Consider the following 26203-nt stretch of genomic DNA (forward strand, 5'->3'; position numbering starts at 1 on the left):
GCATCCTACATTAAGTTTCGTCACGCAACTTAACCATTTTTCGGGGAACAGCTCCCCACTTTTGGCCAGTACCGTGACGCAACTGTCTTGTCTATAGTTGCGTCACGAAACTTAACCGAACGCCAGACTTGGGAAAACCATGGAAAACCAAATTGATCAGGCCGACATCGGGGGCGACGCTCCGGCAATCCCGGCGAAGTCGCCTCCGGTCCGATGGATCGGCAAAAGCGTCGCCGGCCTGGCGATCGTCGCAGCGGCGGCCGCGACGGCGTTTCATCTGCATGGGTCCGATGCCGCGCCGGTCGTCGCGCCGCCGCCTTCGGTGACGATCAGCGCGCCGTTGCAACGCGATATCGAAGACCGGCTCGGATCGCTCGGCCAGTTTTCCGCGGTGAATCGCGTCGAACTGCGTGCGCAGGTAGGCGGCACGCTCACGCAGATTCACTTCAAGGATGGCGAGATCGTCCATCAGGGCGACCTGCTCTTTCAGATCGACCCGGAGCCGTATCAGATCAAGTTGAGCGAGGCGACGGCCGAACTCGGTTCCGCCAGCGCGCGGCTGACGCTCGCCACGCGCCAGCTGGCCCGCGCGCAGGAATTGCAACGCGCCGAAGCGGGAACCGTCGAGAACGTCGATCAGAGCGTGGCCGAGCAGCGCGCGGCGCAGGCGGCCGTGGACCGCGCGAACGCGCTGGTTCGCGACGCGCGCTTCGATCTCGATCGCTGCAAGATCGTGGCGCCCTTTACCGGCCGGATCGGCACGCATCTGGTCTCGATCGGCAATCTAGTGTCCGGCAGCCGCGCCGGCAGCGGGCCGACGACACTGCTTGCCACCATCGTTTCGCTCGACCCGATCTATCTGGACTTCGACATCAGCGAAAACGACTACGCCGCGTTTCAGCGTTCGCGCGCGAGCCTGCAAGGACCGCTCGCGGACACCGTGCAACTCTCGCCCACGGGCGACAGCGGCTTCACGCGCACCGGCAAATTCGATTTCATCGACAACGCGCTCGACCGTTCGAGCGGGACCATTCATGCGCGCGCGACGATCCCGAATCGCGATCTGTCGCTCACGCCCGGCGGCTTCGCGCGTGTGAGGCTCGCCACGACCGCGCCGCAACCGGCCCTGCTCGTGCCCGATGCCGCCGTGCTCGACGATCAGACGGACCACATGGTGTACGTGGTCGGCGCGGACGACGTGGCGACGCCGAGAAAGGTGCAGACCGGCGATCTGCGCGGCGGCCTGCGCGTGATCCGCTCGGGCCTTGCGCCGACCGACCGCGTGGTCATCGACGGCATTCCGTCTGTCCACCCCGGTTCGAAGATCGCCCCTCGCGCGGGCAGCATCCAGTTCTCGGCGGAGCAAGTGGTCGAAGGAGCGAAATCATGAAGCTGACGCACTTCTTCATCGAGCATCCGCGCTTTGCCGCCGTGCTCAACATTTTCGTCGTGCTCATCGGCCTGGCGACGATGATCAAGCTGCCGGTGGCGCAATACCCGAACATCGTGCCCACCACGATTCAGATCACCACGTCGTATCCCGGCGCATCCGCCGAGACCATTGCACGCACGGTCGCCACGCCGCTCGAACAGTCGATCAACGGCGTCGAGAACATGGACTACATCTCGAGCCAGTCGACCGGCAACGGGCAATTGACGATCACGGTGATCTTCAAGGTCGGCACGAATCCGGACACGGCGCTGCTGCTCACGCGCAGCCGCGTGGAAGACACGCTCTCGCGCCTGCCCGCCGACGTGCAGTTGCAGGGCGTCCAGGTGAAAAAAACCATTCAGGCGCTGCTGCTCGGCGTCCACGTCTATTCGCCCGATGGATCGCGAAGTCCCGAGTATCTGTCGAACTACATGCTCAAGGTGCGGGATCAGATTGCCCGCTTGCCGGGCGTCTCGGACTTCCAGTTGTTCGGCGAACGGCAATACGCCATGCGAATCTGGATCGATCCGGACAAAGCGGCTTCGTACCGCATCAGCGCGGGCGAGATTCTCGCGGCGCTTCGCGCGCAGAACGCCGCCGTATCCGCGGGCGTGCTGAATCAGCCGCCGGTTTCGAACCACGGCACGGGCGCTTATCAGATCAACGTCGAGGCGCTCGGCCGCCTGAGCACGCCGGAGCAGTTCGGCGACGTGGTCGTGAAGTCGGATACGCAGGGCCATGTCACGCGCATTCGCGATATCGGGCGCGTCGAACTCGGCTCCGTGGATTACGGCTCGAAGGCGTATGCGGACCGATACGCGGCGACGCCCTGGTTCGTGATCGCGACGCCGGATGCGAACGTCGTGCAGGTCGAACACGATGTCTGGGCCAAGATGGCCGAACTGAAGAAGACCTTTCCGCCCGGCGTGGACTACATCAAGATCTACGACCCGACGACCTTCGTTTCGCAGTCGATCCATGAAGTCGCCAAGACCATCGGCATCGCGATCCTGCTGGTGGTCGGCGTGGTGTATCTGTTCCTGCAAAACTGGCGCGCGACGATCATTCCGGTGGTCGCGATTCCCGTGTCGCTGGTAGGCACTTTCGCGGTGCTCTCGCTGTTCGGCGCGTCGATCAATAACCTGTCCCTGTTCGGACTGGTGCTGGCGGTCGGGATCGTCGTGGACGACGCCATCGTGGTGGTCGAGAACGTCGAACGCAACATGGCGCTCGGCATGAGTCCACGCGAAGCCGCGCATCGCACGATGAGCGAAGTTTCGACCGCCATCATCGCGATCGCGCTCACGCTGTGCGCGGTGTTCGGACCGACCGCGCTGATGTCCGGCATCTCCGGCCTGTTCTTCAAGCAGTTTGCGATCACGATCGCCGCGTCCACCGTGATCTCGTGCTTCGTGTCGCTCACGCTGAGCCCCGCGCTCTGCGCGGTGCTGCTCAAGCCGCACGAAATGGAGAAGACGCGCGGCGGTTCCACGGCGCTGGGCCGCCTGCATCATGCGATTTTCGGGCGCTTCAATGCATCGTTCGAATGGCTGTCGGCGAAATACGGCAAGATCACCGGCCGCGCCGTGCGCGCGACGACCGTGATGCTGATCGTCTATGCCGGCCTGATCGCGGCAACCGGCCTGCAAATGTCGAGAATGCCCACGGGGTTCATTCCGGAGCAGGACATCGGCTATCAGGCGGTGATTGCGTTTCTTCCGCCCGGCTCAAGCCTTGAGCGCACCGACAAGGTCATTCGCGAGATCAACGAGATCGTGCTCGACACGCCGGGACTCAAGGGCGTCACGCATACGTCGCCCGTGTCCGGCTTCGACGTCACCACAGGCACGATTGCGCCCAATGTGGGGACGCTGTTCTACGGCCTGCCTTCGCTGTATGGCAAGCACGTGCCGGGCGTCAACGCGGCCTCGATGCTGGTCGCGCTGCGCAAGCGTGTCGCCGGGGTCAAGGACGCGGTCGTGGTGGTGGTGAATCCGCCGCCCGTGCAGGGGCTCGGCGCGGCGGGCGGCTTCAAGCTGATGCTCGAAGACCGCGGCGGACTCGGCCCGCAAGCGCTCGCCGACGCGGCGCACGCGCTCGTGGCGGCGGCCAACAAGGACAAGACCTTCGGCGGCGTGTTCACGCTCTATGACGCGGGCGCGCCGTCGGTCTATGCGGACGTCGATCGTCTGAAGGCGCAAAAGATCGGACTCACGCCAACCGATGTGTTCTCGACGATGGAACTCTATCTCGGCTCGCAATACGTCAACGACTTCAACTTCATGGGACGCACGTATCAAGTGCGGGTTCAGGGAGACGAAGCATTCCGCCGCACGCCGGAAGATATCGGCAGGCTCAAGGTGCGCAATGCATCCGGCGACATGGTGCCGATCAGCAGCGTGGCGACGTTCCGCAACAACACGCAGCCGTACCGCGTGCCGCGCTACAACATGTATCCGGCAGCGGAAATCATGGGCGCGGCGGGCCCGGGCCTCTCCTCGGGCGATGCCATCGAACGCATGGAGGAACTTGCTCAACAGGTGCTTCCGAACGGCATCGCCTATGAATGGACCGACCTCGCTCATCAGCAAAAAGAGCAGACCATGTCGCCGCTCGTGATCTTCGCCGCTTCCGCGCTGTTCGTGTTCCTCGTGCTGGCTGCGCAATACGAAAGCTGGAAGACGCCGCTCGCGATCGTGCTGATCGTGCCGATGTGTCTGCTCGCGGCGGCGATCGGCCTGAACATGCGCGGCATGCCGATCGACATCCTCGCGCAGATCGGCTTCGTGGTGCTCGTGGGGCTCGCGGCCAAGAACGCGATTCTGATCGTGGAGTTCGCCAAGCAGCGTCAGGAGGAAGACGGCGTCAACGCGGAGGATGCCGCCACGCACGCGGCCCACGTGCGGCTGCGCCCGATCCTGATGACGTCGTTTGCCTTTATCGCGGGCGTCGCGCCGCTCGCCATTGCCGAAGGCGCGGGCTCGGAGATGCGGCAGTCGCTCGGCACGACGGTGTTCTTCGGCATGCTCGGCGTGACGCTCTTCGGTCTCGCCTTTACGCCGGCGTTCTATGCCTTCGTGCGCAAGCTCGGCATCCGCGACGTGCATGCCCTGCCGCGCAAACTCAGCAGTGGAGAAGCGAAATGAACCAGCTCTTATCCAGAACGGTGACGGCGATAGCGGGCAGCGTGTTTGTCAGCGCCTTTCTCGCGGCGTGCGCGGTCGGGCCGAACTACGTTGCGCCTGACACGCAGATGGCGCCGTTTCATAACGCGCAGCGTGTCGCCGAGCGGCAGGCCACGCTGCCGGCGCCCAGCCTCGATAGCTGGTGGACCGGCTTCGACGATCCGCAACTGGTCACGGTGGTGCAACGCGCGCTGGCTCAGAACCTGAGCATTCAGGCCGCGATCGCGCGCGTCGCGCAGTCGCGGGCGGCGGCGCAGGCGGCAGGCGCGCAACTGCTTCCGTCGGCCGATATCAACGCGTCGTACTCGGCCCAACATCAGAGCGCGCAAAGTCCGCTCGGCACGCTGGCGAGCGCGTTTCCGAACTACGGCCGCGATCAGAAGCAGTACGTCGCGGGCGCGACCGCAAGCTGGGAAATCGATCTCGCGGGCGGCCTCAGACGCGCCCACGCAGCCGCCACGGACGAAGAGCAGGCCGCCGAGGCCGCGCAACTCGGCACGCGCGTCACCGTGGCCGCGGACGCCGCCGACGCGTATCTGCAGATTCGCGGCCTGCAGGCGCAACTGGCCGTCACGCAGAATCAGGTGGACACGGACGCGCGCCTGCTGGAACTCGTGAAAGCGCGCAAGCGGGCCGGTGCATCCGACGAACGCGAGGTCGCTCAGGCCGAAGCGTCGTTGCGTCAGGCGCGTGCGGCCGTGCCGAGCTTGCGGGTCGCGCTCGAAGCGCAATCGAACCGGCTCGACGTGCTGCTGGGCGCGCAGCCCGGCACGTATGCGGCGGAACTCGGCACGCATGCCGGCGCGATTCCGGACGCGCCGGCGATCGGTAGCAGCGATACACCGGTCGATGTGCTGCGCCGCCGCCCCGACATCATCGCCGCGGAACGGCATCTGGCGGCGTCCAACGAAGGCATCGGCGTGGCGCTTGCGGAGTACTACCCGAAGATTTCGCTTGCCGGCGCGCTGGGTTTCGACAGCCTCTCGGCCAGTCACTTCCTGAGCGCGAAGGCGTTCCAGGCGGCCGGCACGGGCGCGCTGCGATGGCGTCTGTTCGACTTCGGCAGGGTGGACGCCGAGGTGAAGAACGCGCACGGCGCGTATGCGGAGGCGCTGGCGCAGTATCGGGAAGCGGCGCTCAAGGCAGCCGAGGACGTCGAGAACGCGTTCATGACGCTCTCGCAAACCGAGCTTCGCGCGCAGGAAATCCAGCAGGAAGTCGACGCGTTGATGCGGGCGCGAAGCCTTTCGGAGAAGGCGTATCGCGCGGGTTCGATCACGCTCACCGATGTGCTCGACGCCGACCGGCAACTGCTCGTCGCGCGCAACGATCTCGATGCCACGCGGGCGGATGTCGCGCGCGCCGCCGTGAGGACGTTCCGCGCACTGGGCGGTGGCTGGGACGCGCCGCAACAGCAAGTGGCGCAGAAAGACTAGGAAAGGCGCGAGCACTTCGCCAGTTTCCGGGGAACAGCTTCCCACTCCCGGTCGGTAGTGCGATCCGGCTCGCTCTCCTATAGTTTCGTCACGCAACGTAATTGCCTTCTCTGTCCTTCGGGAGACATCCAATGGATCGCCGTCTCATCACCCTCGCCCTCGGCATGTTCGCGCTGGGAACCGACAGCTTCGTCTTCGCGGGCATCCTGCCCGAAATCGCCGATTCGTTTGGCGTGAGCATCGGCGCGGCGGGTCAGCTGATCAGCGTCTATGCGCTGAGCTATGCGCTGCTGGGGCCGACCATCGCCGCGCTGGCCGCGAATGTCGGACGCAAGCGCTTGCTGTTGAGCGGCATCGGCCTCTTCGTGATCGCCAATCTCGGCACGATCGTCGCGCCGAATCTCGGCATCGCGCTGGCGACGCGGGCGCTGGCAGGCCTCGGCGCGGCCATGTTCTCGCCGACCGCCAGCGGCACCGCAGCGGCACTGGTGCCGCCGGAGCGGCGTGGCTACGCGTTGTCGATCATCGTGGCGGGCCTGACCACCGCCACCGCGCTCGGCTCGCCGATCGGCGCGGTCATCGGCGGTTTCGCGGGCTGGCACTGGACGCTGGTGCTCGTCGCAGCGCTCGGCGCGGCGGCTTTCTTCGGCATCCTCGCGTTCATGCCGGACGTGCCGCTGCCGCCCGCCATTTCGCTGCGCGCGCGTTTGTCGCCGCTCACCGATGCGCGCGTCGGACTGACGCTCACGACGACCGTGCTGGCTCAGATCGGCACGTTCATCATCTTCAGTTACTTCTCCGTCGTGTTCGATCGTGCGACCGGTCATAGCCCCGTGGTGCTGGGCGCGCTGCTGGTGCTGTGGGGGCTGGCGGGCACGTTCTCGAACCTGCTGACGGGACGCATTCTCGACCGGATCGGTTCGCACCGTGTCGTCATGATCAAGCTGGCCATCGTCGCGGCTGTCGTCTTCACCCTGCCTATCACCAGCGCGCATCTCTGGAGCGCGGCTATCGCAGTGACGATCTGGGGCGCTTGTGCGTGGGGCGTGCTGGTGCCGCAACAGTTCCGCCTTGCAAGCCTGAATCCGCCGATGACCGCGGTGCTGGTCGGCCTCAACACGTCGGCGACTTATGTGGGCGTGTCCATCGCCGGTACACTCGGCGCCGCCGTGATCCCGCTGACCGGCAGCCACAACCTGGGCTATCTCGCCGCCGTGCCCGTGGCGATCGCGATTCTGGTTTCCGCGCTCGCGACACGCCGCATCGCTTCGTTCGCGGGATCGAAAAGCGCGGTAGCGGCCTGAGTCCGTTCATCGCATTGCAGACGTTCCATTCATTCGAGAAACGAGGAAACAGTCATGTCCAAAGCAGGCACGTTCCGTCAGTTGCACAACCATTCGACGCCGCTCCTTTTGCCGAACGCGTGGGACGCCGGCAGCGCGCGTCTCATCGAAGCGCAGGGCGCATCCGCTATCGCCACGACGAGCGCAGGTTTTGCGTGGTCGCTGGGGTATCCGGACGGCCGCCTGCTTCCGTTCGATGAAGTCGTCGCCTCGGTGCGGCGCATCGTGCGCGTGCTGGAGGTGCCCTTGTCCGTCGATGTCGAAAACGGCTACGCCGACGATGCACGCACCGCCGCGAATCAGGTGATGAAGCTCGCGGAGCTAGGCATTGCCGGCATCAATATCGAAGACGGCCCGGACGACGCGTCGCTGCTGGCCGCGAAAATCGACGCCATCAAGAATGCGGTTGCGAAAGCGGGTCTGGATCTCTTCGTCAATGCGCGCAGCGACGTCTTTCTTGCGAGCCTCGTCGAGAAAGCGAAGCAGCCGCACGAGGCGATCGCGCGCGGCAATCTGTATGCGTCCGCGGGCGCGGACGGTCTCTTCCTGCCCGCGCTCGTGCAGCCGTCCGACATCGAAGCGATCGTCGGCGCAATCCGCCTGCCGCTGAACGTCATGGCCCTTCCGGGTCTGGCCGATGCCGCGACGCTTGGACAACTCGGCGTGCGCCGGCTCAGCGCGGGCAGCGGCATCTCGCAGGTCGTGCTCGGCCGGACGAAGGCCCTGGCAGCCGACTTTCTGGCGCACGGCCGTTCCGATGCGCTGAATGACCAGCCCTTGCCCTACTCAGAGATTCAGCGTCTTTTCGCCTGAGCCGACCGGTCAGGCTTTTATCCGTATCGATCTACCCACCATGGAGAGAATCATGATGCTCGAAGGAAAACGCGCGCTCGTCACGGGAGCAAGCCGCGGTATCGGCGCTTCGATTGCGAAGGCGCTGGCGGCTGCCGGCGCGGATGTCGCCATCACGTACGAGAAGTCGTCGGAACAGGCTGCTGCCGTGGCGAAGGCGATCGAAGCCGAGGGCCGGCGCGGCATCGCGATCCAGGCCGATAGCGCCGATGCAGCGGCCATTCACGCGTCCGTGCAGAAGACGGTCGAGGCGCTGGGCGGCCTCGATATCCTGGTCAACAACGCCGGCATTCTTCGAATGGGCAACGTGCAGGACATATCCATCGAAGATATCGACGCGACGCTCAACGTGAATGTGCGCGCGCCGATCCTGGCCGCAAAGGCGGCGATTCCGCATCTCAAGGCGAATGGACGGATCATTTCCATCGGCAGCTATTTCGCCGACCGCGTTCCGGCGTCGTTGCTCGGCGTCTACTCCGCGTCCAAGTCCGCGCTCGTCGCGCTCACGCAGGGGCTGGCGCGCGAACTCGGCGCGCACGGGATCACGGCGAATCTGGTGCAGCCCGGCTCCATCGATACGGACATGAACCCGGTCGAAGGTCCGTTCGCCGCGACGTTGAAAGCGTTGACGGCCACCGGCGAATACGGCAAAGGCGACGACATCGCGCAAGCCGTGGTCTTCCTTGCGAGCGCCAACGCCAGCTACATCACCGGCGCGACGCTGACTGTCGATGGCGGCGCGAACGCCTGACGGCACTTGCGGTCAGGAGGCCGCCGCGTCGAAGCCGAAAAGCCGTCGCGGGGTCTCCCATTGAATCTGCCGGCGAGTCTGCGAATCGGGAACGATCCGCTCGAAGAGCTTCAGCAGCGGACCGTAGTCGAGGCGCTCGGTAGCCCGCAGGAACGGCCAGTCGGAGCCCCACACGCAGTGTTGCGGCCCGAATACGCGCAGCAAGGTGTGCGCATAGCGCCAGGTATCCTCGTAGGGGTAAGCGTCGCCGGAGTATTTTTGCCAGCCGGACAGCTTGACGGCCGTGCGCCCGGTATCGGCCAGGCGCAGCAGCGCTTCGAAGCCGGGCTGATCCACGCCCGCGCCCGCCTGCGGCCGCCCGCAGTGATCGATCACGAGCGCCGCCGCCTGTTTCTGAAGCCACGGCTGGAGCGCGAGCATCTGATCTTCCGCGACCTGAACCTGAGCGATCATGCCGAGATCCGCGAGCATGCCGAAAAGCGCACCCGCGCCGAGCACCGCTTCGACGCCTTCCATCGCGGGATTGAACGCGACCCCGACCACGCCTTCGCGCTTCAGGGACATGAGCTCGTCCCGCGCAATGTCGTTATCGACGACCGCAATGCCGCGAAGACGGCCTTCGTAGCGGGCAATGGCATCGAGAAGACATCGGTTGTCCGTGCGATATCCGCTGGTCGGTCCAACCAGAAGCGCATGCCGCACGCCATAAGCATCGAGCACGTGGACAAATTGCGCCGCCGTGCCGATTTCCTGGCCTTCGGGCCGATACACCGTGTCATCGCGATAAGGGAAGCGCACGGGATCGAACAGATGGCAATGGCAGTCGATCTTGTCTTCTTCGAAAACGCTCATTCGGACGTACTCCAGCGTGTTGTTGGTTTGAAAGCGGGCAGGCCGATAACATGCGCGGCAACGCCCCCGCACGGCGAGTTTATCGACGTTCGGCTTGCGGCGTTGCGCGCGGCAGATGCGGCGCGTTCTGCGCGATGTGATCGAGTTCGTCGCGCACGGCGTCGAGCGCGCGCGCGTCATGCACGCAAGGATCGGCGGCGTGAATCGCTTCGAGCCGCCGCCGCACCGCGCCATACTGCGCGCCCGCCCGGCGATGCAGCTCGGCGCGCTCGCTGTAGCGCAGGAAGGTTTGCAGCGACGCCAGCACGGCCGCGCTCAGGCTCGTCATGCCGATCACGACGCGCACGTCCGGCGACACCGCGGTTGCGACGAGCGACAAGAACGCCGACGTGCCCGTCGCCGCCGTGATGCCGATGACGGCAAGACCGAGCCGCCTGCCGCAGGCCGTGAGCCGGTCGGCCATCGTGTAATGGCGGACCTGCGATTCGCGCGCGCGCCGGATCCACGCCAGCACGAGCGCGTGCATGTCGCGGGGCGGTTCGAAGAGAGATGGCGTAACGGTCATGTCTTAAGCAATTTAAGAACAGACCGTATGGTGCTTAAGAAAGCGGACAGTTCATGTCCCGGTCATCGCGCCGCCTGGATCATCTTCCAGCCATTGCCGGCGGGATCGCGAAAGCCGGCATCGACGCTGCCGTAGCGCTCGACCGGCTCCTGCGTGAACTCCACGCCGCGCGCCTTGAGCCGCTCGCACTCCGCGCGGCAGTCCGCGACCGAGAGCACGAGCGGCGGCATCGCGCCCTTGGCGACCATCGCGCGCAGCGTGTGCGCGGTGGCGTCGTCGTGAATGGGCGCGCCGGGCGCGAACAGGCCGAGCTGGAACGACGGCTGATCCGGATGCTGCACGGTGAGCCAGCGGTAAGCGCCGTTGCGCACGTCCGTGTGAACGCGAAATCCGAGCTTGTCCACATAGAATGCGAGCGCTTCGTCCTGATCGTCGACATAGACGCCCGCCACACTGATGCCCTGGTTCATGTGTCCTCCTTGGTTGATGATGGCCTCAATGTAGCCTTCGCGGCGCGCCGCCGCTTCTCCAAAACTGCGGTGTCGAGATCGGGCCGTTGCGCGGCCTTCAGCACGCATGCGGGCACGCGATCCAGCGCGGAACTGGCGGCGCGCGCCTCCGTGCGCATCGCACCCGGCGTCTTGCCCGTGATGTCGCGAAAGATGCGCCCGAACGTACCGAGACTTTCCCAGCCGGTGACGAACGCGATATCCGTGATCGGCAAATCCGTGTCGCGCAGCAGCGTGACGGCCTGCTCGATGCGACGCGTCAGCAGATAGCGATGCGGCGGAATGCCGAACGCGCGCTTGAACGAGCGCGCGAAATGCGCTTCGGACACGCCGCTGACAGCGGCCAGGCGTTTCACGGGCCAGTCTTCGTGCGACGACGCGTCCATGCGGTCTTTCGCGCGCAGCAGACGGCGCAGCAGAGCGGGGTCTTCCAGGTCGTGATCGTTTGAAGGCATGGCGAATGGCATCATCAGAGCAAAGGCAGCGTCTTCCGGATGTGCTCGGCGAAGGCAGCCGTCAATAGCGACGGCCGCTCGCGCGCGAATTTCAGCGAGATGCCGACGGCCGGCAGCGCGGGCAACGCGGCATCGGCGTTGAGCACGCAGAGATCGGCGGGCACGGCCGTCTGCGTGATGACCGCGAACGCCTGCCCCGAGCGGACCAGCGCCGTGAGCCCGGCAAGACTGCTGCTCGCATACGCGATGCGATAGGCCCTGCCGGCGCGCCGCAGCGCATCGCAGGCGGCGATGTGATCGAGCGTGTCGGGGTCCGAGAGCGCGAGCGGCAGCGGGTCGTAATGCGCCGAATCCATGCCCGGCCCGCCGATCCAGACGAGTTGCTCGCGCCGGATGATGTCGCCGCCGGGCGTATCTTCGGGCAGTGAAAGCATCGCGAGATCGAGCGCGCGCTTTTTCAGTTGCTCGGCGAGCCGCGGCGTCGGGCCGCACACGACTTCCACGAGCGCATGCGGATGCTGGCTCGAGAACTGCCGCAGCAAGGCCGGCAGAAAGACGGCGGCGTAATCGTCGGGACAGCCGAAGCGGATGCTGCCCGAGAGCCCTTTGCCGCACAGATCGGCCATGGCTTCGTCGTGCAGCCTGAGAATGCGCTGCGCGTGGACGAGCAGGCGCTCGCCGGGGTTCGTCAGCACCACGCCGCGCCCGGTGCGCTGAAAAAGCGGCTGATCGACGATTTCTTCGAGCCGCTTCATCTGCTGGCTGAGCGCCGATTGCGTCCGGCCGATGCGCTCCGACGCGCGGCTCAACGCTCGCACCTCGGCAATGACGGCGAAAGAACGCAACAATTCGATTTCGAGCGAAAGGCCCAAGATATTAGCTCCGCTTCTGGCTCGCATTAAAACTATTCGATTCTATAAAACCAGCGCGCCGTCTACACTGCAAATTCATCGCCATCGCCAGGAGAAGCCCGGTGTCCCTGAACAACGACGCAACGTTCTGGCGCAATGCCAGGAACCATCTGATCCGCTACGGCGGCACGTTCGAGCCGATGATCGTCGAGCGCGCGCAAGGCAGCTTCGTCTACGACGCCGACGGCCGCGCGATCCTCGATTTCACGTCGGGCCAAATGAGCGCCGTGCTCGGCCACAGTCATCCGGAAATCGTGTCGGTCATCAGCGAGTATGCGGGCAAGCTCGACCATCTTTTCAGCGGGATGCTGTCGCGCCCCGTGGTCGATCTCGCTACGCGTCTTGCCGATATCACGCCCGCCGGGCTCGATCGCGCGCTTTTGCTCAGCACGGGCGCGGAGTCGAACGAAGCGGCGATCCGCATGGCGAAGCTCGTCACCGGGCGCTATGAAGTGGTCGGTTTCGCGCAGTCGTGGCACGGCATGACGGGCCACGCCGCGTCGGCGACGTACAGCGCCGGGCGCAAGGGCGTGGGCCCGGCGGCGGTCGGCTCCTTCGCGATTCCCGCGCCGTTCGCGTACCGCGCGCGCTTCGAGCGCAACGGACAATACGACTGGCTCGCGGAACTGGATTACGCGTTCGATCTCATCGACCGCCAGTCGAGCGGCAATCTCGCCGCGTTCATCGCGGAGCCGATTCTGAGCTCGGGCGGCATCATCGAATTGCCGGAAGGCTACATGGCGGCGCTCAAGCGCAAGTGCGAGGAGCGCGGCATGCTGCTGATTCTCGATGAAGCGCAAACCGGCATCGGCCGCACCGGCACGATGTTCGCGTGCCAGCGCGACGGCGTCACGCCCGACATCCTCACGCTGTCGAAAACGCTCGGCGCGGGCTTGCCGCTCGCGGCGGTGGTGACATCGGCGGAAATCGAAGAGAAGGCGCACGAACTCGGCTATCTGTTCTACACGACGCACGTCTCCGACCCGCTGCCCGCCGCCGTCGGCTTGCGCGTGCTGGACGTGGTCGAGCGCGACGGGCTCGTCGCACGCGCAAACGTGATGAGCGCGCGCCTGAGACGCGGCCTGCTCGATCTGATGGAGCGCTTCGACTGCATCGGCGACGTGCGCGGACGCGGCTTGCTGCTGGGCGTGGAAATCGTCAAGGACCGCCGCTCGAAAGAGCCCGCCGATGGCCTCGGCGCGAAGATCACGCGCGAGTGCATGAATCTCGGCCTGAGCATGAACATCGTGCAATTGCCGGGCATGGGCGGCGTGTTCCGCATCGCGCCGCCTCTGACCGTGAGCGAGGAAGAGATCGACCTCGGGCTGAACCTGCTCGGCCAGGCCATCGAGCGATCCTTATAGTCAGTCAGCGCAACTCGGCGCGCAGATCGCGCACGCCGCGGCCGAGGCGCTGGCGCAGGAGCGTGCGCAGCGTCGCGCCGTCGTCGTAACCGACTTCGGCGGCGATCGCTTCGATGTCGAGGCCGCTGCCGTGCAGAAGCGACTGCGCACGTTCCACGCGCAAGTCCTGAAAGTACGCCAGCGGCGATTTCCCGAGCACCTCGTTGCAGCGGCGTTGCAGCGAACGCGTGCTGGTCGCGAGCGCGCTCGCGGCGTCCTGCAGCGAGAAGCCCTCTTTCAGACGATCGCGCGCCCAGCGCTCGAAGCGCTGGATCAGCGGATCGGCCTGCGCCAGATGATTCGGAATGATGTAAGGCGCCTGCAGCGTGCGGATATCGGCGAGCAGATAGCGCGACACGAGCGCGGCCAGCTCCGGGCTCGCCTTGCGGATGAGCCATAGCGCGAGATCGAGATGGCCGAGCGCCGCGCCGGCCGTCACGCCGATATCGGTCGGCACGAGCATGCGCGTTTCATCGAGCGCGACATGCGGATAGCGCTGCCTGAAAAGCGGCGCGAGCGACCAGGTCGTCGTCGCTTGCCGATGATCGAGCAGGCCCGCTTCGGCAAGCAAAAACGTGCCGATGCACGACGCCGCGATCAGCGCGCCGTCGGCCCGCCATTGCCGCACCTGCCGCAGCGCCGCCTTCACGTCCACGCGTTCGAGCGCAGGCAGGAGCTTGTCCGGCGTTGTCGCGCCGATTGCGGGAACGATCACCCAGTCCGGTTTCAGATCCGCTTCGATGGGCCGCACCGGAATCGCGAAGCCCTGCCCCGAGCGCACACGCCTGCGCACGCCAACCGTCGTCACTTGAAAATGCGGCGTTCCGTTCATCATGCGGGCGGCGAGACCGTTCGCGGCCGCGAGCACGTCGAGCGTCACGGCGAGGCCGGTATCGAAGACGCCGTCGAGGGCGAGGATGGCGATGCGCATGGCGTAAACGACCCTAAAGTTGTCAGTTGTGACAATACAGCTTTTAGAGCGCCGAGGCTACATTGATCTCCGTTGCGCACCGCAATGAACCCTTTGAAAAGGAGATCGCCATGAAAGTCATCGCCGTTGCTTCGGTCAACAAGCCGCTCACGCCTGAAGAGCGCCAGCAGATCATGCCGAAGGAAGTGCCCGCCACGCTCAAGCTCTATCTCGACGGCAGAATCGAGCAGTTCTGGTACCGGCAGGACGCGCCGGGCGTGGTGTTTCTGATGAACGTCGATTCGCTCGACGAAGCCCGCGCGACCGTGGAAGCCCTGCCGCTCGCGGCGGGCGGCCATGCGAAATACGAGTTGATGCAGGTCGGTCCGCTCGCGCCGCTGGGCTTGCTGTTGCAGAAGTAAAGCGCAGTGGAGAAGGCGCGCGCTCAGTGATGCGCCCGCGCCTTCGCCGCGGCATTGATTCCGCCCGCGATGAACTCGCGCGCATGCTTCGCGAGATCCATGCCGTCGTCCCACAGGTTGCGCCAGATCGCGAGCGTGTTCGACAACTGCTCGTTCACGACCGTCGATGAAAAGCTTTCGAAGGTCACGACGCCCTGATAGCCGATCATCGCGAGCGCGTGAAAGAACTGCGAGAAGTCGATCGTGCCCGAGCCGAGATAACCGCGATTGCTCTCGCCGATATGCACGTAGCCGAGCCGCTTGCCGCATTCGAGCACGGGCTGCATGAAATCCGATTCCTCGATGTTCATGTGATACGTATCGAGATGCACGACGACATTCGGCGCGTTCACTTCATCGATCAACGCGAGTGCCTGCGACGCGGTGTTCAACAGATTGCTTTCATAGCGATTGACGACTTCGAGGCCCAGCGTGACGTTCTTCTTCTGCGCGAACTCGGCGATGCGCCTGAGCGAATCGATCGAATTCCGGCGGCCCTGCTTCGTGACCGGCGCGGAATACTTCGCCATCGCGCCATACAGAATGCCGCCGAAATAATGGCCGCCCAGTTCCGCCGTGATCGTGATGCCCTCTTCCAGCAACGCCACGCCCCGCGCGACCGTCGCGCTGTCTTCGCTGGACACGTCGGCATCGAACGTCAGGCCGCGCGAGCAGCCGATATCCAGTTGATGCTCCTGCAACAGATCGCGCGTGAGCGCGAGGTCCATCACCTTCGGACCATGCAGCGAAAGCTCGACGAGATCGAACCCGGCGGCTTTGGTCTGACTGACGACCTTGCGCGTCGATTCCGGCGTCAGATCGCCCGCCCAAACCAGTGCATGTACGCCAAGCTTGTTCATCGTGCGACTCCCTCCGATGCGGTCACGCGCTTGCGGATCCGCGTTTTCGAAATGCCGTTGGCCCACGCCCAACGGATGAGCATCACCACCAGCAGAAACACGCCCCATAGCGCGGTGGCGAGATGTTGATTCGCGCCGAGCAGATTCAGCCCCGACGCGATGACCTGAAGAATCACCAGCGCGATCACGACCGGCACGACGCGCCCGAAGCCGCCGAACGGATCGACGCGCCCGAGAAAGCACGCCAGCACGGAGATCAGCAGGAACGCCTCGCCGTGACCGACGCGCACCGAATTGAAGCGCGCCGCCATGACGATGCCCGCGACGCCGCACATCAGCCCGGATAGCATGTAGATGCGCGTCACGGCGCGCGTCGTTGCGATGCCGGAATAGCGCGTCGCTTCGAGATTCGAGCCGATCATGCGCGTCGCGAAGCCGAGCCGCGAGCGCGTCATCACGACATGCCACAGCAGCGCGCAGCCGATGAAAATCCACAGCGGAATCGGCACGCCGGCGAACACGCCGTTACCCATCTCGCGCACGAAGGGCGGAAAGCCGGAGATATCGCCGCCGCGCGTGAGAAATTCGCCGAGGCCGCGCAGGAAGATCATCATCGAAAGGGAAACGAGGATCGGGCTCGCGCCGGTGCGCGCGATGACCGCGCCCATCACCCAGCCCGATGCCGCGCCGGTCGCCAGCGCCGCGAGCATGCCGAGCAGCACCGCGAACGCGCCCGCGTCCGCGCCGCCTTGCGTGTGCAGCACGTAGGCCATCGCGAGTCCCGCCATGTTCGCGGTGAACGTCACGGCAAGATTGAAGCCGCCGGAGATGAGCGGCATCAGCATCGCGAGCGTGAAGAAGCCGAGCTCGGGCAACTGGAACGCCACCGATACGAACGTGCTCGCCGTGAAGAAGCGATCCGACGCGAGACTCATGCCGACGATCACGACGACGAGAAAACCCAGCAGGCCGGCGACATCCGCGGGAACGAGCGATCGGTCTTTCATGACGATGCCTTGGGCGAGAAGCGCGAACCGACGAGCTTCGCAAAGCCGCCGCTCGACAAGGTGATGGCGACGAGAATGATCGCGCCGATGATCATCTTGAACGCGTAAGGCGAGATGCCGAGCAGGTTCAGTCCGTTCGCGGTAATCGCCGTGAGCAAGATGCCGAGAATCGCGCCGAGTATCGTGCCGCGCCCGCCGCCGAGCCGCGCGCCGCCCAGCACCACGGCGGCGAGAACATCGAGTTCACGTCCGTATAAGGCGTTGGGCACGACTTCCTGCACGTAATGCGCCTGCATCAGCCCGGCGATGCCGGCCATCATGCCGAGCCAGCCGAACGCGATGTAATGCATCGCGCCGATGTTCACGCCGACGCGCCGCGCCGCCTCGGGGTTGTCGCCCATCGCGTAGAGCTGACGGCCCGTGGTCGTGCGGCGCAGCAGGAACCAGGTTGCCGCGACCATCGCGATCATCACGGCGACCGGCAGCGCGAGATTCGCCGCGCCGCTCGCGGTGTCGAAGTGCACGATCGACACGCGCGTCACCCACCAGTCCGGCAAGTCGTAGATGGACACGCCGCCCGTGAGGAACATCAGGCCGCCGAAGAACACGTTGAAGGTGGCGATCGTCACGACGATGGACACGATGCGAAAGCGGTAGATGATCGTCGCGTTGATCGCGCCGAGCAAAAAGCCGAAGCACGCCGCGACGATAAAGCCGAGCGCCCAGTTGCCGCCGCCGAGCCGGATGACGGTCAGCGCCGTCAGATACTGCACGACCGACGCGCCCACCGCGAACGAGATGTCGATGCCGCCCGCGATCAGCACGACGAGCAGCCCCACCGCGAAGATGATGTTGACGGAGCTTTGATTCAGCAGATCGAAGAGATTCGACAGCGTGAGAAACGTCGAGGTCGAGACGCTCAGGCCGATCATCATCGCGACGATGACGAGAATCAGCAGCGCCTCGATCGAACCGATTCCGAATCTGCGCAGATCAGGCATGGACGTCTCGCTCGATGCGTTCCATCGTCGTCGCGCCCGGCACGTATTGCCCGACGATGCGCCCGCCGCGCATATGCAGAATGCGGTCGGCGTTGAAGTAGACCTCGGGGATTTCGTCCGAGATCAGCAGGATGGCCATGCCTTGCGCCGCGAGCTTGTGAATGATCGCGAAGATGCCGGCGCGCGCGCCCACGTCCACGCCGACGGTCGGCGAATCCAGAATCAGCAGCTTCGGGTTCGTCGCGAGCCATTTCGCGAGCACGATGCGTTGCTGGTTGCCGCCCGACAGCGTCGAGACGGCGTCGTCCGGCTTGCCGATCTTCACGGCGAGCTGCGCGATCCAGTCGCGGATCAATGCATCGCGCTTCTTCGACGAAACGAGACGCGTGGCGTCGAGAAGACGGTCGAGCACGGCGGCGACAGTGTTGTCGCCGATCGACTGCGGCTGCACGAGGCCGAGCGAAAGCCGGTCCTCCGAGACATACGCAATGCCCTTGCGGATCGCATCGCGATTGGAGCGCAGCGCGATCTCACGGCCTTCGATGCGTATCGATCCCGCGCGCGGCCGCGTCATGCCGAAGAGCGACAGCGCGAGTTCCGTGCGTCCCGCGCCGAGGCGCCCCGTCACGCCGAGAATCTCGCCGCGGCGGATGGAGAGCGACACATCGGCATATTCGCGCCCGCGCGACAAGCCGCGCACGTCCAGCACGACCGGCGCTTGCGACAGGTCCGTGTTGCGCACTTCATAGTCGAACGTGCGGCCCGTCATCAACTCGGTGAGACGCGTCTGCGTCATGCCTTCGGTCGGAAACGTGCCGACATATTGACCGTCGCGCAGCACGGTCACGCGCGTGCAGACTTCAAGCACTTCGGCGAGCCGGTGACTCACGAACACGACGGCAATGCCATCCGCCGACAGACGGCGCACGATCTCCAGCAGCGCCGCGGTTTCGGCGTGGCTGAGCGAGGCGGTAGGTTCGTCCATGAACACAAGGCGCGCGTCGCGCACGAGCGCCCGTGCAATCGCGACGATCTGCCGTTGCGCGATCGACAGCGAGCGCACCGACCGGTTCAGGTCGATGACGACGCCGAGCCGCGCGAGAATCCGCCGCGCCGCGTCCTTCATCTTCGCGTAGTTCACGAAGCGCGGACGCGCGCCGAGGTTCTGCTCGAACGCGATGTTTTCCGCGACCGTCATCTCGGGAAAGAGCGCGAGATCCTGCCAGATCACCTGAATGCCGAGCTCGCGCGCCTTCGCCGGATCGAGCCCTTCGATCGACGCGCCGTCCATCAGCATCACCGCGCCCGGCTCCGGCTGATACACGCCGTTGATGATCTTGATGATCGTGCTCTTGCCGCAGCCGTTCTCGCCCGCGAGGCACAGCACTTCGCCCGGCATCACGTCAAACTTCACGGCCTTGAGCGCCTTCACGCCGCCGAAGACCTTCGAGACGTTGTCGAGCTGCAGCAAGGGCGTGCCTTGCGCGGCGGGCGTTTCGACAGCGACGGACGCATCGTGGCTCATGGAACACAAGCGCTCAGAGCCCGGATTTCGCCAGTTCGTCGACGGTCTTCTCGTTGAGATCGACCAGTTGATCGACGATCAGATTGTGGCCGTCCGGATGCACGACGCCGAGCCCCGGAATGTTCGTGCCGTCCTTGATCGGCTGACCCTTCGCGACCATCGTGCCGAGCGTCACGAAGACTTCGCCCGCCTGCGCCGGATTCCACATGTAGCCGCCCGTCAGCACGCCGTCGTGCACGAGACGCCTGCCTTGCCCCGGCGAGAACGGGCCGAGCACGAGCACCTTGCCCTTCATCTGCTTTTCCTGCACCGCGCGCGCGGCGCCGATCGGTCCCTGGCTGCCGAACGCGAGAATCGCCTTCAGGTTAGGATGCGCGCGCATCAGATCGAGCGCCGTCTTGCGCGAGGCATCGACGTCTTCCGCGACGCCGTAACGGTCGCCGACGAGCGTCATGCCCGGATAGTTCGCCTTGATGTACGCGATGGCCGCATCGGCCCATGCGTTATGCAGCGGCACCGTGAGCGAGCCGACGAACACCGCGTATTCGCCCTTGCCGCCGAGCGCTTCGCCCAGGCGCTTCGCATAGGCCTCGCCGAAGCCTTTCACCGAGGCGAGCTCGAAGTCCCAGTCGGCGTTCTTCTGCTTGGGCGACTCGTGCGTGATGACCTTGATGCCCGCCGCGCGGGCGCGCTGCAGCACGGGTTCGAGCACTTCGGCATCGTTGGGCACGACGCCGATCACATCCACTTTCTGCGCGATGAGATCTTCGATCGCGCGAACCTGAAGCGCGGGATCGGCGCTCGTCGGCCCGACCATGAACGCCTTCACGCCGAGCTGCTCGCTGCGTTTCTTGATGCCGGCGTCCATCGCGTTGAACCACGGAATGCCGCCGATCTTCACGACGACGCCGATGACCGGCTTGTCCGGCGACGCCGACGCCACGCCGACCGCGAATGCGAAAGCCGCCAGACCGGCGCACCACGCGCGAAACATATTCTTGGACATGTCTCCTCCGGAGGACGTCAGCAATCCGAGCTGCGCGCCCAGTTCAGTGAACGGAATTCCAGATGCGCCGGCGTTGGGCTTACAGGGTGCTGAATCCATTCAGCAAGCCGGGTTGGGCTATGCTGAAACTATTCAGCAACGGAATCGACCCGGACAAACCCTAGCTCGGTTCGCGCATCGGGAAGGGCTACCGTCGGGGCAAAACGCATGCAGCCGGAGCGAAATCAGATGGCCAGCACGACGCAAGGAAGGAAGTCGACGATCTACGACATCGCGAAGGCGACGGGATCGTCGACATCCACGGTGAGCATGGTGCTCAACGGCACCTGGACGCGTTACCGCATCAAGGAGGAAACGGCCCGCCGCATACTCGACAGCGCGCGTGCGCTCGGCTACAACGTCAACATGAAGGCGCGCGGGCTGCGGCTGTCGCGCTCGGGGCTTGCGGGCATGGTGCTGCCGCATTACCGCAACCGCTTCTTCGCGGGGCTCGCGCAGACCTTCGAGGATGAAGCGCGCAGCCGCGGCCTGTGCCCGGTCGTCGTCGGCACGCAGCGCGATCCGGCCGTGGAAGCAAGCGTCGTCGAGACTCTGCTGTCGCAGCGCGTCGAGTTGCTGTTCATCGCGGGCGTGCGCAATCCGGCGCCGCTCAACGCGCTGTGCGCCGCGGCGGGCGTGCCTTCGATCAACGTCGATCTGCCCGGCGACGGCGCGCCGTCGGTCGTGTCGGACAATCGCGGCGGCGCGCGCGCGATCACCGACGTGCTCATCGACAAGCTGATCGCACGCGGCGAATCGCCGGACGCACTGATCCTGCTCGGCGGCATTCCCGGCGAATACGCGACGGAGATGCGCATCGCGGGCTTTCGCGACGCGTTCGATGCGCGCGGCATCGCGCTCAAGCCCGATGCCGTCGAAAGTTGCGGCTACAACGCCGCATCCGCGCGAAACGCGCTCGCGCTCCGGCATGACAAACTGGGCCGGCTGCCGTCCGGCCTGCTGATGAATTCGATCACCGCGTTTGAAGGCTTCGTGCATTTCACGTCGAAGCTGTCGCGCGAGGCGTGGCAGTCGGCGGTGGTCGGCTGCTTCGACTGGGACCCGTTCGCGGCGCACTTGTCCTTCGACGTGACCATGCTGCGCCAGGACGTGCAGACGATCATCTCCGAAGCGTTCGCCCTCGCCGACCGCTACGATCCCGCGGACCGCTCCGTCGTGCTCGTGCCGACCGCCTTCGGCAAGATGTTCGAAGAAGCCGAGCAGACCCGGGAGTTCGACCGATGAAGCCGGTCAGCCGCCCGCCGCCGCGCGCTCGATGGCGGCGATGTCGATCTTCTTCATTGTCATCATCGCGTCCATCGCGCGTCTCGCGGCCTCGCGGTCGGGACCGTTGAAGATGTCGAGCAGGCGCTTCGGCGTGATCTGCCACGAGAAGCCCCAGCGGTCCTTGCACCAGCCGCACGGCGCTTCCTCGCCGCCGTTGCCGACGATCGCGTGCCAGTAGCGGTCGGTTTCCTCCTCGCTGTTCGTGTGGATCATGAAGCTCACCGCTTCGTTCGGCCTGAAGTTCGGCCCGCCGTTCAGCCCGAGAAAGCGCTGGCCGAGCACGGTGAATTCGACCGTCAGTTCGGGACCGCTGCCGACGCCCGGCTTAGCGGACGCGTGGCCGGCGCCGACATGGCTATCGGGAAAGGTCGCGGCGTAGAATTCCGCCGCCTCGCGTGCGTTGCCGTTGAACCATAGGCAGGTGACGAGGTCCGGCATTGCTTGCTCCTTTGGTGGCGGGGTTCACGTAAGTCTAAACCCGGGCGCGGCAGGTTACGTTGTTTCACTCAACGTTGAATCGACGGTTTGCTTGATTTTGAATCTTCTGCCCAGAGTGCCGATGACGGAAGTTGCGTGGAGGTCGATTCTCGACCCGTTTGGGTCACTCAGTCAGCATCGGCGCAAGTCCGCTGTCTCATCGATATAAGACGTTCGCACACAGCGCTGCAATCACTAGCACCAGTACGTTCCCAATCGATTTATGAGCAGCAAGTCGCCCAACGCACTCGTCAGGCTCCGAAGAAACGTAACAGCTTTGCGCGTTCCAGTTCGTCGTTCGTGAAGGTCGTGCGCAGAGAGCGGGTCGAGCCGCCTATATACCGGACATCTTCAATCGGTCGCTGGGGCTGCGGAATTTGGCCCATGTCGTTTCGTGGCCGGAGTGTCTTTCGCCCGCCCGGACCGACCACGAACAATCCAAAGGTTTCATCGGCCTGTGCCGCTTCGGCGATCTCCTGATTGATATGCTCGTCCCCGAACCCGTAGCCGACGGTCATCAGCCGTGCGCCGCGCTCACGCAGCCGCTCACGGAATTCTGTGGCATAGCGCGTCAGCAGGGCCGATCCAGCAATCGCATCTACCTTCTGCGCACCCATCACAAGCAGATCGGCACCGCCCTCACTGCGCCAATTTGCTGAACCATGCAGTTTGAAGACCGGCTGGCCTTGTTGTTCTACTCGATACTCGTCTTCCGGACGAGGTTGCCACTCCGCAGCAATCTTCTCGTCCGGGCGGCTACCCCAGAAAGCGGGTGGCACGCGCATCCCTGGATATTGGACGCCCACCCGAACGTCTCCCGTGTAGAACAATTCGAGAAGTAGGTCCTGATTGAGGGTGAAGATGGCGTCGAACCGGGCCAGAAAAGTGCCGACGCCTCGTTCGACAAAGTTCGGCCCGTTGCCCTGAAACTCCAGACCAGGATGCGCTGCGAGCACCCTGTTCATGTCATCGAAGGACGCTTTGATCGCACGCTCCAGTGCGTCCAGACGTGTGCGGTGCTCGGGGCGTCGCTGTTGAAGCCAATCGCGCTGCAAGTCTCCGAGCACATCTTCGAAGTTCGGATTTGCAATCAATCGCTGGCAAGTCTCGCGGTCGTCCGCGAGACGGCCGATCAGGTCGTCGGCGAGTTCGCTAGCGAGCCATCCACCCCAATTTTGGGTGAAGCCTGCGCCGAGCAGAAGAAGGTGCGCTATCAAGATCCCCAATCAGTTCGGGAGCAGCCATTTTACGGCCACCGCGCGACAGTGCTCGCTCTCGTTGCAAACATACCCCGAGCGATCAGTCGTATTCTTGCAAAGAGAAGAATGAGGGGATGTTCCTGCGAGCACCGATCCGACTCTCGACCTGCCCTCCTCGAGTCGGCGGAGCTTATCGTTCAGCCGTTTTAAACAGCAGTTCCCGCGCTGGATAGTCAACGCGAAACGCATGCGGCCCTGTTAGTGCCTGCTCGAGTGCCTCACTTGTGGCCGGCCCTCCGTTTAGCTTCACACTCCAGAAATACGGATCAAAATATTTTAGTTCGGCGTCGTCCTGCTCGGAATCGTCGCGTTCGAGGATCTCTTCGCCGGTCGGCCGATATATGAGAGTCGTCTTGTAGGCCGTCTCACCCGTTCTCTTGAAGCGCACGGCAAGCGTGTCAGAAGCCTCGTGAAGATGCTCTTCTCCGATAGCAAGTGCAGGAGGATTGGCCGTCAGCTCGGAGACATCTGGCTCGAAGGGCGGTGGCGGCGACTTATATGCCGCAAACAGGTTATGAAGATCGTCCCTCGTCGCAACTAGAAGCGTAGCCGACATACTCAAACAAAGTGCGGAGTAGCCCTCTTCCGAAGGGCTTGGCAGCCCCCGGCCCCGGTCGTCGCCAGCATGACCGATTCGATAGAACGACATGGGGAGTGCATGGACGTGACTCGAAAACAGCACATAGAGCCAGCGGAAGGTTGCTAGGTCGATACCTGCACGCTCCGCGATAACTTCCATCGGGAAGAGATAAGCTGCTTGACCATGGAGCAGGCGCTTGTGATGTTTCTTGTCAATGGTGGCTAAGAACGGATTTGCGAGTAAGCGTGATCGAAGCTCCTCCGCAGCCTCGCGCAGCGCTTCTACTTGCTTCGCATCTTCGAGCGCCTCGAACATGCGGATTCGCGAAGTGCAATCGTGAAGGTTGAATAAATTCCAGCGGAACTGCCACTCGTCCTCGGGGCATTGATCCACACACAGATAATAAAAAGCGACGCGCAGCTCAATGATTGTGCGGGCAATGCCGGTCATTGAGCTGTAGTCCCAATGTTCGATCTTCTTCTCGGCCCAAGGCGTGTGCGGCGCCAAAATTAGAAGGCTCACGCACTTGGTAATTGTAAGCGTGAACAGAACAGACGCGTAGAAATGTTGGCTGCTGGGCGACGGAATGCCCGCATAGGAACGGGACACGAAGATACACTCTCGGACAATCTCGTCAAGCATTCGCAGACGCTCGAGATAGGATTCCGACGGCTCTGGGCCAAGCGCCCCCCGATCAACGACTTCATCGTGGCTTGGCGTGCTTCGTTCAACCGCTTGCTGATGCGAACCGTCCTTCATTTTCTTGTTCCCAAGTGTGGCCTAGTCGTCCATTCGACCGGGCTCTTTCGGGGGGATGATAAAGGTACTCCTGCACTCGCAGCTCGTGGAAAAGTTCGACCATAGCTGCGCGGTGGCCGACATCAGGTGGAGCGAACGACCGAGACGCATCAATTTCGGCGATATGTCACCGTCGAGCGAGTGTCGCTTCATGGCCGGACCGGCCACCCCACTCCCGCTGCTGCCATCTATCATTCGTCGCCCCTCCACGTCATCGCCGTTCCGTCGCCCCCCGGCCGACTCTCGCCTTCATCGCATCGACTCAACCGCCGAGAGTTCAGTGTTCAGCGAACGCAATTCAGAGCGAAGCGAACCTCGACATTCGGCACATGAACCGCGCGCCGACAACATCACGCACGCGACCGCCCCCGCACAGGCGGCACAACATCCGCAAGCAACTCGTCATGCAAACCGCGCAGCACATCGACGAACGCCATCGCAAGCCGCTCACGCGGCCGATGCGGCGGAAACAGCAGATACATGGGAAAGCGCGGCGCGGGCACGAACGGGCGAATCTCAATACCCGGCCCACGATAATCCCGCGCCACGATGGGATGCGCGAGCGTCACGCCCATGCCGTGCCGCACCATTTCGCAGCACATGGCGGTGTATTGCGCCTCGATCGCGAGCACGCGCTTCACACCCGCGCGCTGGAACACCTCGTCCATGACCGCGCGCGTGCCGTCGCCGTGACAAAGCGAAATGAACGATTCGCCCTCCAGGTCCTCCGGCCGCACGACGCGCTTCGCCGCAAGCCGATGCGTCGCCGGCATCACGCACACGGCGGCCACGGTCGATAGCTGTTCCACTTCGCAATCCGACGCCTCGCTCACGTACACGGCCACGCCGAGATCGCAGAACTGCGACGCGGTCCAGTGATTCACCGTGCCCGACGTATTCACATGCAGCGACACCGTGACTTCCGGAAACAGCTCGACGAAGCGCTTGATCGCATGCGGCACGAGCGTCATGCCCGCCGACGGCATCGCCGCGATACGCAAACGCCCGCTGCCGAGATTGCGGATCTGCGCCGCCGCGTTCGCGAGGCCCTGCAGGCCGACGAACGCGCGCTCGACCTCGCGGAAGAACGCGGTGCCCTCGCTCGTCGGAATCAGGCGCACGCCGCTGCGCTGAAAGAGTTGCAGGCCCGTTTCGCGTTCGAGCTGCGAAATCAGGCGGCTCACGTTGGGCTGCGACGTGAAGAGCGCCTTGGCCGCCGCGGTCATCGAACCGGACACCATCACCGCGCGGAACGCCTCGATGTGCTTCAGATTCATGCGTAGTTTCCCTATTCTGGTT

At 64.4% G+C, this 26203-nt stretch carries 24 protein-coding genes; 9 read left to right on the top strand and 15 right to left on the bottom strand.

The features are described from left to right. The first annotated feature begins 139 nt into the window (after window positions 1-139). The 6 genes from AWB70_RS22445 (at window position 140) to AWB70_RS22470 (ending at window position 8999) form a co-directional block, all read left to right on the top strand. Window positions 140-1390: an efflux RND transporter periplasmic adaptor subunit gene (locus AWB70_RS22445; RefSeq protein WP_053570940.1), complete on the top strand. Its 1251-nt coding sequence runs from the start codon at window positions 140-142 to the stop codon at window positions 1388-1390. Beyond that, on the top strand, window positions 1387-4578 hold the full coding sequence (locus AWB70_RS22450; RefSeq protein WP_053570939.1) for an efflux RND transporter permease subunit: 3192 nt from the start codon (window positions 1387-1389) through the stop codon (window positions 4576-4578). The genes AWB70_RS22445 and AWB70_RS22450 overlap by 4 nt, the downstream gene beginning before the upstream one ends. After that, entirely contained in the window at window positions 4575-6053 is a 1479-nt protein-coding gene (locus AWB70_RS22455) for an efflux transporter outer membrane subunit (RefSeq protein ID WP_053570938.1), read from the top strand. Before AWB70_RS22450 ends, AWB70_RS22455 begins: the two co-directional genes overlap by 4 nt. Before the next feature lie 131 nt (window positions 6054-6184). Next, on the top strand, window positions 6185-7357 hold the full coding sequence (locus AWB70_RS22460; protein ID WP_053570937.1) for an MFS transporter: 1173 nt from the start codon (window positions 6185-6187) through the stop codon (window positions 7355-7357). Between the two features lie 54 nt (window positions 7358-7411). Continuing rightward, entirely contained in the window at window positions 7412-8209 is a 798-nt protein-coding gene (locus tag AWB70_RS22465; RefSeq protein WP_053570936.1) for an isocitrate lyase/PEP mutase family protein, read from the top strand. A 49-nt stretch (window positions 8210-8258) separates the two neighbouring features. Continuing rightward, window positions 8259-8999: an SDR family oxidoreductase gene (locus AWB70_RS22470; protein ID WP_087086320.1), complete on the top strand. Its 741-nt coding sequence runs from the start codon at window positions 8259-8261 to the stop codon at window positions 8997-8999. Between the two features lie 12 nt (window positions 9000-9011). Here AWB70_RS22470 and AWB70_RS22475 read toward each other — a convergent pair whose 3' ends face one another. The 5 genes from AWB70_RS22475 to AWB70_RS22495 all read right to left on the bottom strand — a co-directional run bounded on the left by AWB70_RS22475 (window position 9012) and on the right by AWB70_RS22495 (window position 12279). Beyond that, window positions 9012-9851: an amidohydrolase family protein gene (locus AWB70_RS22475; protein ID WP_053570934.1), complete on the bottom strand. Its 840-nt coding sequence runs from the start codon at window positions 9849-9851 to the stop codon at window positions 9012-9014. A gap of 79 nt (window positions 9852-9930) precedes the next feature. Next, complete coding sequence (locus AWB70_RS22480; protein ID WP_053570933.1) at window positions 9931-10416, bottom strand: SLATT domain-containing protein; 486 nt, start codon at window positions 10414-10416, stop codon at window positions 9931-9933. Window positions 10417-10478: 62 nt separating this feature from the next. Next, window positions 10479-10886 carry a VOC family protein gene (locus AWB70_RS22485; RefSeq protein WP_053570932.1) on the bottom strand — a complete coding sequence of 136 codons (408 nt, stop codon included), beginning with the start codon at window positions 10884-10886 and terminating at the stop codon, window positions 10479-10481. Then, window positions 10883-11380 (bottom strand): helix-turn-helix domain-containing protein, encoded by a 498-nt coding sequence (locus tag AWB70_RS22490; RefSeq protein WP_082378179.1) that lies wholly within the window; start codon window positions 11378-11380, stop codon window positions 10883-10885. Before AWB70_RS22490 ends, AWB70_RS22485 begins: the two co-directional genes overlap by 4 nt. Window positions 11381-11394: 14 nt before the next feature. Further along, window positions 11395-12279 (bottom strand): LysR family transcriptional regulator, encoded by an 885-nt coding sequence (locus AWB70_RS22495; RefSeq protein WP_053570931.1) that lies wholly within the window; start codon window positions 12277-12279, stop codon window positions 11395-11397. A 74-nt stretch (window positions 12280-12353) separates the two neighbouring features. Between AWB70_RS22495 and AWB70_RS22500 the strand changes: the two genes are divergently transcribed. Beyond that, complete coding sequence (locus AWB70_RS22500; protein ID WP_053570930.1) at window positions 12354-13655, top strand: aspartate aminotransferase family protein; 1302 nt, start codon at window positions 12354-12356, stop codon at window positions 13653-13655. A 4-nt stretch (window positions 13656-13659) separates the two neighbouring features. On the opposite strand, the gene AWB70_RS22505 is transcribed toward AWB70_RS22500, so the two are convergent. Then, complete coding sequence (locus AWB70_RS22505) at window positions 13660-14625, bottom strand: GlxA family transcriptional regulator (RefSeq protein ID WP_053570929.1); 966 nt, start codon at window positions 14623-14625, stop codon at window positions 13660-13662. 110 nt (window positions 14626-14735) lie between these two features. Here AWB70_RS22505 and AWB70_RS22510 point away from each other — a divergent pair, with 110 nt between their 5' ends. Continuing rightward, window positions 14736-15026 (top strand): hypothetical protein, encoded by a 291-nt coding sequence (locus AWB70_RS22510; protein WP_014193984.1) that lies wholly within the window; start codon window positions 14736-14738, stop codon window positions 15024-15026. A 23-nt stretch (window positions 15027-15049) separates the two neighbouring features. Here AWB70_RS22510 and AWB70_RS22515 read toward each other — a convergent pair whose 3' ends face one another. Genes AWB70_RS22515 through AWB70_RS22535 form a run of 5 tightly spaced genes read right to left on the bottom strand, consistent with a single transcriptional unit; the run spans window position 15050 to window position 20464 of the window. After that, window positions 15050-15925, bottom strand: a complete 876-nt coding sequence (locus tag AWB70_RS22515) for a sugar phosphate isomerase/epimerase family protein (protein WP_014193983.1) — start codon at window positions 15923-15925, stop codon at window positions 15050-15052. Beyond that, a complete protein-coding gene (locus AWB70_RS22520) occupies window positions 15922-16932 on the bottom strand; it encodes an ABC transporter permease (RefSeq protein ID WP_053570928.1) in 1011 nt (336 codons plus the stop codon). The genes AWB70_RS22515 and AWB70_RS22520 overlap by 4 nt, the downstream gene beginning before the upstream one ends. After that, complete coding sequence (locus AWB70_RS22525) at window positions 16929-17933, bottom strand: ABC transporter permease (protein ID WP_082378171.1); 1005 nt, start codon at window positions 17931-17933, stop codon at window positions 16929-16931. The genes AWB70_RS22520 and AWB70_RS22525 overlap by 4 nt, the downstream gene beginning before the upstream one ends. Beyond that, window positions 17926-19458 carry a sugar ABC transporter ATP-binding protein gene (locus AWB70_RS22530; protein WP_053570927.1) on the bottom strand — a complete coding sequence of 511 codons (1533 nt, stop codon included), beginning with the start codon at window positions 19456-19458 and terminating at the stop codon, window positions 17926-17928. Before AWB70_RS22530 ends, AWB70_RS22525 begins: the two co-directional genes overlap by 8 nt. A gap of 13 nt (window positions 19459-19471) precedes the next feature. After that, a complete protein-coding gene (locus tag AWB70_RS22535; RefSeq protein ID WP_014193979.1) occupies window positions 19472-20464 on the bottom strand; it encodes a substrate-binding domain-containing protein in 993 nt (330 codons plus the stop codon). A 228-nt stretch (window positions 20465-20692) separates the two neighbouring features. Between AWB70_RS22535 and AWB70_RS22540 the strand changes: the two genes are divergently transcribed. After that, entirely contained in the window at window positions 20693-21748 is a 1056-nt protein-coding gene (locus tag AWB70_RS22540; protein ID WP_053570926.1) for a substrate-binding domain-containing protein, read from the top strand. A 6-nt stretch (window positions 21749-21754) separates the two neighbouring features. Here AWB70_RS22540 and AWB70_RS22545 read toward each other — a convergent pair whose 3' ends face one another. The 4 genes from AWB70_RS22545 to AWB70_RS22560 form a co-directional block, all read right to left on the bottom strand. After that, window positions 21755-22228, bottom strand: a complete 474-nt coding sequence (locus AWB70_RS22545) for a VOC family protein (protein WP_053570925.1) — start codon at window positions 22226-22228, stop codon at window positions 21755-21757. Between the two features lie 290 nt (window positions 22229-22518). After that, window positions 22519-23484 (bottom strand): SIR2 family protein, encoded by a 966-nt coding sequence (locus tag AWB70_RS22550; protein ID WP_143281684.1) that lies wholly within the window; start codon window positions 23482-23484, stop codon window positions 22519-22521. Window positions 23485-23656: 172 nt separating this feature from the next. After that, window positions 23657-24865 carry a DUF5677 domain-containing protein gene (locus AWB70_RS22555; RefSeq protein ID WP_053570923.1) on the bottom strand — a complete coding sequence of 403 codons (1209 nt, stop codon included), beginning with the start codon at window positions 24863-24865 and terminating at the stop codon, window positions 23657-23659. Between the two features lie 389 nt (window positions 24866-25254). Next, complete coding sequence (locus tag AWB70_RS22560; protein WP_014193971.1) at window positions 25255-26181, bottom strand: LysR substrate-binding domain-containing protein; 927 nt, start codon at window positions 26179-26181, stop codon at window positions 25255-25257. Between the last annotated feature and the right edge of the window lie 22 nt (window positions 26182-26203).

Origin of the sequence: Caballeronia cordobensis (assembly GCF_001544575.2) — a bacterium.
Lineage (GTDB): Bacteria > Pseudomonadota > Gammaproteobacteria > Burkholderiales > Burkholderiaceae > Caballeronia > Caballeronia cordobensis.

Bases quoted from the DNA above. Each gene is read 5' to 3' on its own strand.
- AWB70_RS22465 (WP_053570936.1), top strand. From the start codon at position 7,412: ATGTCCAAAGCAGGCACGTTCCGTCAGTTGCACAACCATTCGACGCCG.
- AWB70_RS22510 (WP_014193984.1), top strand. From the start codon at position 14,736: ATGAAAGTCATCGCCGTTGCTTCGGTCAACAAGCCGCTCACGCCTGAA.
- AWB70_RS22450 (WP_053570939.1), top strand. From the start codon at position 1,387: ATGAAGCTGACGCACTTCTTCATCGAGCATCCGCGCTTTGCCGCCGTG.
- AWB70_RS22535 (WP_014193979.1), bottom strand. From the start codon at position 20,464: ATGTCCAAGAATATGTTTCGCGCGTGGTGCGCCGGTCTGGCGGCTTTC.
- AWB70_RS22530 (WP_053570927.1), bottom strand. From the start codon at position 19,458: ATGAGCCACGATGCGTCCGTCGCTGTCGAAACGCCCGCCGCGCAAGGC.
- AWB70_RS22480 (WP_053570933.1), bottom strand. From the start codon at position 10,416: ATGACCGTTACGCCATCTCTCTTCGAACCGCCCCGCGACATGCACGCG.
- AWB70_RS22455 (WP_053570938.1), top strand. From the start codon at position 4,575: ATGAACCAGCTCTTATCCAGAACGGTGACGGCGATAGCGGGCAGCGTG.
- AWB70_RS22555 (WP_053570923.1), bottom strand. From the start codon at position 24,865: ATGAAGGACGGTTCGCATCAGCAAGCGGTTGAACGAAGCACGCCAAGC.
- AWB70_RS22485 (WP_053570932.1), bottom strand. From the start codon at position 10,886: ATGAACCAGGGCATCAGTGTGGCGGGCGTCTATGTCGACGATCAGGAC.
- AWB70_RS22475 (WP_053570934.1), bottom strand. From the start codon at position 9,851: ATGAGCGTTTTCGAAGAAGACAAGATCGACTGCCATTGCCATCTGTTC.
- AWB70_RS22445 (WP_053570940.1), top strand. From the start codon at position 140: ATGGAAAACCAAATTGATCAGGCCGACATCGGGGGCGACGCTCCGGCA.
- AWB70_RS22540 (WP_053570926.1), top strand. From the start codon at position 20,693: ATGGCCAGCACGACGCAAGGAAGGAAGTCGACGATCTACGACATCGCG.
- AWB70_RS22505 (WP_053570929.1), bottom strand. From the start codon at position 14,625: ATGCGCATCGCCATCCTCGCCCTCGACGGCGTCTTCGATACCGGCCTC.
- AWB70_RS22525 (WP_082378171.1), bottom strand. From the start codon at position 17,933: ATGCCTGATCTGCGCAGATTCGGAATCGGTTCGATCGAGGCGCTGCTG.
- AWB70_RS22490 (WP_082378179.1), bottom strand. From the start codon at position 11,380: ATGCCTTCAAACGATCACGACCTGGAAGACCCCGCTCTGCTGCGCCGT.
- AWB70_RS22545 (WP_053570925.1), bottom strand. From the start codon at position 22,228: ATGCCGGACCTCGTCACCTGCCTATGGTTCAACGGCAACGCACGCGAG.
- AWB70_RS22460 (WP_053570937.1), top strand. From the start codon at position 6,185: ATGGATCGCCGTCTCATCACCCTCGCCCTCGGCATGTTCGCGCTGGGA.
- AWB70_RS22495 (WP_053570931.1), bottom strand. From the start codon at position 12,279: ATGCGAGCCAGAAGCGGAGCTAATATCTTGGGCCTTTCGCTCGAAATC.
- AWB70_RS22560 (WP_014193971.1), bottom strand. From the start codon at position 26,181: ATGAATCTGAAGCACATCGAGGCGTTCCGCGCGGTGATGGTGTCCGGT.
- AWB70_RS22515 (WP_014193983.1), bottom strand. From the start codon at position 15,925: ATGAACAAGCTTGGCGTACATGCACTGGTTTGGGCGGGCGATCTGACG.
- AWB70_RS22520 (WP_053570928.1), bottom strand. From the start codon at position 16,932: ATGAAAGACCGATCGCTCGTTCCCGCGGATGTCGCCGGCCTGCTGGGT.